General features: G+C 60.9%; 9 protein-coding genes. 6 read left to right on the forward strand and 3 right to left on the reverse strand.

What is annotated here, in order from left to right:
* The 3 genes from VJ604_RS02860 to infA all read right to left on the reverse strand — a co-directional run.
* The coding region (locus VJ604_RS02860; RefSeq protein WP_324079878.1) for an amino acid--tRNA ligase-related protein at positions 1 to 570 on the reverse strand (570 nt) is incomplete at its 3' end.
* A 2-nt stretch (positions 571 to 572) separates the two neighbouring features.
* The gene (gene efp, locus VJ604_RS02865) at positions 573 to 1,136 is read right to left on the reverse strand and encodes an elongation factor P (RefSeq protein ID WP_324079879.1); all 564 of its coding nucleotides are present in this window, start codon (positions 1,134 to 1,136) and stop codon (positions 573 to 575) included.
* Between the two features lie 161 nt (positions 1,137 to 1,297).
* On the reverse strand, positions 1,298 to 1,516 hold the full coding sequence (gene infA, locus VJ604_RS02870; protein WP_012530490.1) for a translation initiation factor IF-1: 219 nt from the start codon (positions 1,514 to 1,516) through the stop codon (positions 1,298 to 1,300).
* Positions 1,517 to 1,698: 182 nt separating this feature from the next.
* Between infA and VJ604_RS02875 the strand changes: the two genes are divergently transcribed.
* From VJ604_RS02875 to VJ604_RS02900, 6 genes are all read left to right on the forward strand, one after another.
* Positions 1,699 to 2,091, forward strand: coding sequence for a hypothetical protein (locus VJ604_RS02875; RefSeq protein ID WP_324079880.1), 393 nt, complete (start codon positions 1,699 to 1,701; stop codon positions 2,089 to 2,091).
* Positions 2,084 to 3,460, forward strand: coding sequence for a 23S rRNA (uracil(1939)-C(5))-methyltransferase RlmD (rlmD, locus tag VJ604_RS02880; protein WP_324079884.1), 1,377 nt, complete (start codon positions 2,084 to 2,086; stop codon positions 3,458 to 3,460). The genes VJ604_RS02875 and rlmD overlap by 8 nt, the downstream gene beginning before the upstream one ends.
* Positions 3,461 to 3,526: 66 nt before the next feature.
* Entirely contained in the window at positions 3,527 to 4,582 is a 1,056-nt protein-coding gene (locus VJ604_RS02885; RefSeq protein WP_324079881.1) for a tetratricopeptide repeat protein, read from the forward strand.
* Between the two features lie 27 nt (positions 4,583 to 4,609).
* Positions 4,610 to 4,900 (forward strand): HU family DNA-binding protein, encoded by a 291-nt coding sequence (locus VJ604_RS02890; protein ID WP_324079882.1) that lies wholly within the window; start codon positions 4,610 to 4,612, stop codon positions 4,898 to 4,900.
* A 215-nt stretch (positions 4,901 to 5,115) separates the two neighbouring features.
* Positions 5,116 to 6,807 carry a Na/Pi cotransporter family protein gene (locus tag VJ604_RS02895; RefSeq protein WP_324079883.1) on the forward strand — a complete coding sequence of 564 codons (1,692 nt, stop codon included), beginning with the start codon at positions 5,116 to 5,118 and terminating at the stop codon, positions 6,805 to 6,807.
* A partial coding sequence (locus VJ604_RS02900; protein WP_518517899.1) for a Ppx/GppA phosphatase family protein occupies positions 6,782 to 7,225 on the forward strand: 444 nt, incomplete at its 3' end. The genes VJ604_RS02895 and VJ604_RS02900, both read left to right, overlap by 26 nt.

Genomic DNA, 7,225 nt, shown 5'->3' on the forward strand with positions numbered 1-7,225 from the left:
GAAGGTGGGTCGCCCGTTTCCCAGCCGTGGTTCGATCCGCTCCACCATGATCTCGTCGAAGAGCCCACTCTCCAAGGCACTCTCCATCGAGGTGCCGCCGTAGAGCCGGAAGGCCTCGGCAACGGTTAGCCGCTCCCAGCGGCCGGCCAGTTCGATCTCTTGGCCACGGTAGCTGATCCGGTCTTTGCCGGCCGCCGCCCTGACCAGTTCCTCGGTCTCCTCCATAAGCAGCAGGTAGTCGGCTCCCGCCCGGTACCATTCGAGCATGGAGAACTCGCTCAGATGACGCACACCGCGCTCTCCTTCCCGCCAGCAGCGGCAGATCTGGAAGATGCGGGGATAGCCGGCGGAAAGCAGACGCTTCATGCAGAGCTCAGGCGAGGTCTGCAGGAACCAGCCGGCCGACGCTATGGCCTCGATCTGGGCCTCGGGAGCGGGCGCAGGAATGCGAAAAGGGGTCTCGACTTCGAGATACCCCTTTTCCTGGAAATGATTCCGTATCCGGTTGAAAATGGCGCCCCTCTCCAAGAGCGCTTTGCGGCGCCTGGAGAGGGTCCAGTTCAGATCCATCCTTACCCCTTGACCCTGGTGGAGTACTCGCCGGTGCGGGTGTCGATCACGATCAGTTCGCCCTCCTCGATGAAGGGGGGGACGCGCAGCACGTAGCCGGTCTCCACGGTGGCCGGCTTGGAGTCGGAACCGGAGGTGTCCCCCTTGACCCACGGGCTGGTCTCGGTCACGCGCAGGTTGACGAAGTTCGGCACGTCCACGCCGATCGCCTTCTCCCTGAAGAGCAGCACGTCGACCGGCAGGTTGTCGATCAGGTAGTTCTTGGCGTCGCCGATGGCATCTTCGCTGACGTGCACCTGCTCATAGGTCTGGTTGTCCATAAAGCAGTAGTGATCGCCCTCCTTGTAGAGGTACTGCATCTTGCGGTCCTCGAGGTGCGCAGGCTCGAAGGTCTCACCGGAACGGTAGGTCCGGTCCAGGGTGTTGCCGGTGATCATGTTCTTCATCTTGGTGCGGTAGAGGGCTTGACCCTTGCCCGGCTTGGCGAAGTCGAAGTGGGTGATGATATACGGCTCGTTGTCGATGGTGATCTTCAGTCCTTTTCTCAGGTCCGCTGAGGTATACATGGCTCGTCCTTTTCTGTATAAGTTAAAAGTATCAAATAATTAGCGCATTGCGGCCCCGGGTGTGGCTGTGCCTGTTCTTGTCCATGCGGTCCGATTTGTGAGTGCTGACAAGCGGAACTTGGAGGAGGAGGGCTGACTACGCCGGTGACCTATGTGGAGGGCTACTTTGCGCGATAGGTGATGCGGCCGCGGCTCAGGTCGTAGGGGGAAAGTTCGACGGTGACCTTGTCGCCGGGCAGAATCTTGATGAAGAACTTCCGCATCTTGCCGGAGATGTGCGCCAGCACCATGTGGTCGTTCTCAAGCTTCACCTTGAACATCGCGTTGGGAAGCGGTTCGATGACCGTTCCTTCTACCTCAATTGCTTCTTCCTTGCTCATTTTTTCTCCTGGCCGTATTGATGGCTACTTTTTCAACAATCTGTGAGTTTACAAATATGCGAAGAAAAAAGCAAGCCGCTTTTCACTATGGTAGCCCGATTTAATCTTGCACATCAACGCTATTTACACAATCTCCGCAACATGCTAAAAATGTCCTGATTTTCTAAGGAGTACCGTCATACATGAAAAAGCCGATCAGGGAGGTCCCGCTGCCAAACGGGCTCACCCTTCGTTTCTTCGATCACACCCGCCGCTACTTCGGTGATTACCATCAGGTCAGGATAGAGATAAGCTGCGAGCTGCCGCTCACCGCCGATCTCTTCGACGACGCAGCCGACTGCCAGACCGCTCTCAAGCTGCTGGGCCCTTCGGTCCGCTACCTTAAGCAGGTCGAGCACCAGGGCGTGGCCACCGCCGCGGTCGAGCAGACGGTGGAGAAGGTGATCGCCGATTTTCTCACCCATTCCCTCGGCTACTTCCAGTCGCCCTCCTTCCCCAGAAAGCTCGCCCACTCCGAACTGAACCGGGTCAGGGGGAAGAGAAAGGCTTTTCTCCCGCAGCATGCCAATGGGTGAGGCCATCGTCGCCATAGAAAAACTCTGCTACGGCGGCGCCGGTTTCGGGCGGCTGGACGGCAAGGCCTGCTTCGTCCCCTTTACCGCGCCCGGCGACCGCGCCCGTATCCGCATCGTCAAAGAGAAGAGCTCCTTTCTCGAGGGGCAACTCGTCGGCCTGGAGGTGAGTTCTCCGCTGCGGGTCGCTCCACCCTGTCCCGCCTTCGGGGTCTGCGGCGGCTGCCATTGGCAGCACCTTCCCTACCAGGAACAGCTCAAGCAGAAGGGGGCCATCTTCTCCGAATCCCTGCGCCGCATCGGCAAGTTGGAGGCTGACAGCATCCTTCCGGTGGCGGCCTCCCCGAACTGCCTCGGCTACCGCTCCCGTATCCAGCTCAAGCACGCCCGTAAAAACGGCGCGACCGTGCTCGGCTTCTTCAAGAGCGCTTCCCACGACATCATCGACCTTCCTTACGGCTGCGCCATCGCCGATCCGCTGCTGAACCGGATCGCGGCAGAGCTCCGGCCGCTTCTGGCCCGCCTGCCTGAGCCGAACGCGATCCCGCAGATCGACCTTGCGCTGGGTGAGGGGGGGAAGAGTATCGCGGTCCTGCACTTTAAGGGAGGCGATCCTGCAAAACTGATGGTGCGTCTGCGGGAGGCGCGTGCGGATCTTCCTTCCGTTAGCGGCCTGTTCCTCCTGTCCACCTTGGCGACCCCTCCTCGAAAAAGTGGCGGAAAGGGGGGGCGCGCGCCACGTCCGGTCGCGGGCAAGCGCCAGCTGGAGCACGTCTTCGGCATCGATTCCCTCGAATACCTCATCCCCGCCGGACTGTTTCCGGGCTCCAGGGAGATGAGGCTTCGATTCAGCAAGGGAGGCTTCTCCCAGGTCAACTACCCGCAGAACCTCGAGCTGATCCGCACCGTCCAGGAGTGGGGTGGCTTTACCGGAGGCGAACGGGTCCTGGACCTTTACTGCGGTAACGGCAATATCTCGGTCCCGCTGTCGGGTTGTGTCGGCGAAGTGGTAGGGATCGAGGGGTACGCCCCCTCCATCGAGGACGCCGCCGCCAACGCCGCCGCCAACGGAGTGGAGAACGCCTCGTTCCAAGTGAGCGACGCCTCGCAGGCGCTACGGCGCATGGTCAAGCGCGGCGAGCGCTTCGACGTGGTGCTCCTGGACCCTCCGCGCGGAGGTGCCGAAGCCGCCGCGGAGATCGCACAACTCTCGCCGGAGAAGATCCTCTACGTTTCCTGTGACCCCGCGACCCTCGCCCGCGACCTCGGCACCCTTGGCCAGCAGGGATACCGGGTCACCCGCTCGCGGCCGGTCGACATGTTTCCCCAGACCTACCACCTGGAGAGCGTGACCGAGCTGGTAAAAATATGAACTGATCACTTATTCCATTAACCTTTCACCGTTCACCTTTCACTGGAATCAAATGGAGACCCGCACATGTTTGGATTTTTCAAGAGGGCTAAGGACCACCGGCATTATCTGACCAAAGGGGAGAAGTACCTCGCCGCCGAGCGCTATGCCGACGCGCGCGTGGAGTTCACGGAGGCTCTCAACTGCTGCCCCGCCGACGCCGCCCAGGACCAGGAGACGATCCGTAAAGGGCTCAACGCTGCCGGTAACCGTCTGGCCGAGCTGAACCTCGCCGAGGGGGAACACTGCGTGAGAAACGGTGATGTGGAGAAGGCCTTCGACCACTTCACTCTGGCCTGCGATCTCGCCCAGGACGAAGAGCTCAAAGCCAACGCCCGCGCGCAGCTGAGAAGCGCGCAGACCGCGGCAAAGCCGGCACCCAAAGTGGAGCAGGAGAAACCTCACGGTCACGGGCACGCCCATGGCCACGCCCACGGCGGGGGATGCGGGGGGTGCGGCGGTGGCCACCATGATCACGACCAAGAGGTGGAGGTGCCGCACATGAACCTCGCCGACGAGGAACGTTTCCATCTGCTGATCCAGCCGTTGCCGGGTGATCTCCCCGAGCGGTACGCGGCCATGGGAGATGAGTTCGCCGAGGCTTACCTTCTCATTCATGACGGAGACGACCCCAAAGCGTTCGAAATCCTGAAGCGACTCATGGCAAATAACGAGAATGACATTGTAATTTACGAGTTGGCGCTTATAATGTACAGGAACGGTCAAGTTCATGAGTGCGACAGGCTTCTTGCCCGTGCTTTGCAACTGAACGCGACCAACCCTGCCGTCCATTTCGGTAAGGTCCATCTGCTCGCTGATACCGGCAGGCTTGCCGAGGCTATTGCCGCCATAAACACGATGTTGGAACTGGATATCCAGGCCGAGTCGGCGCTTTTGATGCTGGGTGATCTCCAGCAGGCTGCCGGCGACGTGACCACTGCCATAGATACCTGGTCCAAGTCGCTGCAAAACCCGGCCATGGCCAAGTCAGCTGCCGAGCGGCTGGTGTCGGTACTCAACAGTCAGGGACGCACCGAAGAGGCTAAATTCCTCGCCAAGCAGTACCTGAAGGGGTGTTGCTAGCGAAAAACTGAGCTCTGGAGGTTAGCGATGAACAAGTCGGAACTCATTGAATCTCTCGCCACCAAGAAGACCCTCTCCTTCAAGAAAGCCGAAGAGGTCGTCAACACGGTCTTCAACTCAATGACGGAAGCCCTTCTGTCCGGCGACAGGATAGAAATCAGGGGGTTCGGCAGCTTCGTCGTCAAGGAGTACGACGCCTACACCGGCAGGAATCCGAAAACCGGTGAATCCATCTCGGTAAAGGCGAAGAAACTCCCCTTCTTCAAGGTTGGCAAGGAGCTCAAGGAGAAGGTCTCCGGCTCGGAAACTGAGGACTAGTGAAACGAGTTTGAGGTTGAGGGCAAGATCAAGTTGAGCAAGGCGGGAAGGGGAGCGATCGCCCCTTCCCGCCGTAACTTTAGCGGGTGCTCGACGATCACCTATCGGCATCCGGTGTCGATCTTAAGCCGGCCGGCGACCTCAACCGTAATCTCAACCTTAATCTTAATCTCGATTTTTCCCTCTTCCCATCGGCACATGGAGACCTACCGGTCTTGACGCCACTAAATCTCGACCTTATCCTGAATCCTTTCATTACCGGCCTCGGCGGCCTGGCCCTCTTCATCTATGGCATGCGCACCATGTCGGAGGGGTTGCAGAAGGTCACCGGTGAACGCTTGCGGCGCGTGCTGGAACGGGGCACCGCCAACCGGCTCACTGCGCCGCTGATCGGCAGCTGTCTTTCTTCCCTGCTGCAATCAGGCAGCGCCGCCTCGGTGCTGGTGGTAGGATTCGTGAACGCCGGGCTGCTCTCCCTCTACCAGGCCCTGGGGGTCCTGCTGGGGACCGGCATCGGCACCACCATCGCCATCCAGTTCATCGCCTTCCGGGTTACCGCCCTCGCTCTCCCCGCCATCACCATCGGCGTTTTCCTTTCCTTCTTCTCACGCAGCAGGAGGCTCTCCAACCTGGGAGGGGTGCTCCTCGGGGTGGGGCTGGTCTTTTTCGGCCTTTTCATCCTGGAGCAGGCCTGCCAGCCGCTTCGGCAGAGCGCCATCCTGGCGAGCTTCCACTTGCAGATCCTCTCCTTGCGGCTGATGGCGGTCCTGCTCGGAGCGCTGCTCACCTTCCTGGTCCAGTCGGGAAGCGCCACCCTGGGGATCGTGATCGCCTTCGCCTCGGCCGGCATCTTCCCCTACGACGCCTCCATCGCCATGGTGATCGGCGAGGTGGCCGGCGCCACCTTGATCCCGCTGATCGCCTCCATCGGCGGCAGCCTTACCGCCAAGCGCTCGGTGCTGATCTACCTTGCCATCAACGGCGCCGCCATCGCCCTGGCGCTGCTGTTCTTCCCGCTCTTTTTACGGGCCATCGATTTCGTCTCCCCCGGGCACCTCGAGCTTGCCGCCCACCAGGCCATCCCGGAGACCATGCGCCCCTTCGTCGCCCGCAGGCTTGCCAACGCGCATACCATCTTCACCGTTTCCACCGCCCTCATTTTCCTCCCCTTGATCGGCTTCCTGGCCCGCTCGGCCGAGACGCTGCTGCCGACCCGCCGCTCCGAATCCGAGCCAAGGCCCCGCTTCATCGACACCAGGGTAATCAAGACCCCCACCATCGCGCTGGCACAGGCGTGGATAGAACTCGGGCGCATGGGAAGTATCGCCCACGCCATGTTCAAGGAGCTGATCTCCCAGTTCGACGACTTCGATCCCAAGGTCTCCAGCGAGATCAGGGAAAAAGAGGTGGTACTCGACGTGCTGCACCGCGACATGTCCCAGTTCCTGATCGCCCTGTCGCGGGAGACGCTCTCGGTGGAGCGGGCGGTCGAGATTCCCACCATGCTGCAGATGGTGAACGAGATAGAGCTGATCGGAGACCAGGGAGAGGCGGTGCTCAGGTACCTGTTGCGGAAGAAGGAGGAGCGGTTACGCTTTTCCAGCGCCGCGATGGACGAGCTCAAGCGCTTCGGGGTGAAGGTGGGGGAAGTGGTGGCGCTCTGCGACCGTGTCCTGCAGGGGGGTGAGGGGGAAGAGCTGGCCAGCCTTAAGGAGGAGGTCGCACTCCTTCATGAAGAACTTGAGCAAAGCCACCTGAGGAGGCTGAAAAGCGGCAAGTGCGGCATCATCGCCGGGCTTCTCTACAACGACATGATCGCGAGCTTCTCAAAGATCGCCGAACTTACCTTCTCCATCATCGACCAAAAGAAAGGGATTGCCCATGACCCGACCGGTAGCCGCCATTGATCTCGGCACCAACACCGCCAGGCTGCTGATCGCCACCAAAGACCCCTATCACCAGATCCTTTTGTACCGCATCATCACCCGCCTGGGCGGGGGCTTCAAACGCGAGCGAGGCCTCTCCGGGGAGGCGCAGCAACGCTCCGTCGCCGCCCTTACCAAGTTCGCCCACGAGATGGAAAAACACCAGGTGGAGAAGGTGAGGGCGGTAGCTACCAGCGCCGTGCGGGACGCCGTGAACGGGCGGGAGTTCTGCGCCAGGGTACAGGGTGAGACGGGCATCCAACTGGAGGTGATCGACGGCGACGAGGAAGCCGTTCTCACCCTTAGAGGGGTCGCCTCCATCCTGGACGACCGGAGCGGCGACCTGGCAGTCTTCGACGTGGGGGGCGGGAGCACCGAGTACACCCTGGCTCAGGGGAGC

The sequence above is a fragment of the Geomonas sp. genome (assembly GCF_035254065.1).
In the GTDB taxonomy this organism is placed as follows: domain Bacteria; phylum Desulfobacterota; class Desulfuromonadia; order Geobacterales; family Geobacteraceae; genus Geomonas.

Coding starts and splice junctions, on each gene's coding strand:
- efp (WP_324079879.1), bottom strand. CDS start 1,136: ATGTATACCTCAGCGGACCTGAGAAAAGGACTGAAGATCACCATCGAC.
- rlmD (WP_324079884.1), top strand. CDS start 2,084: ATGGGTGAGGCCATCGTCGCCATAGAAAAACTCTGCTACGGCGGCGCC.
- VJ604_RS02875 (WP_324079880.1), top strand. CDS start 1,699: ATGAAAAAGCCGATCAGGGAGGTCCCGCTGCCAAACGGGCTCACCCTT.
- VJ604_RS02890 (WP_324079882.1), top strand. CDS start 4,610: ATGAACAAGTCGGAACTCATTGAATCTCTCGCCACCAAGAAGACCCTC.
- VJ604_RS02885 (WP_324079881.1), top strand. CDS start 3,527: ATGTTTGGATTTTTCAAGAGGGCTAAGGACCACCGGCATTATCTGACC.
- infA (WP_012530490.1), bottom strand. CDS start 1,516: ATGAGCAAGGAAGAAGCAATTGAGGTAGAAGGAACGGTCATCGAACCG.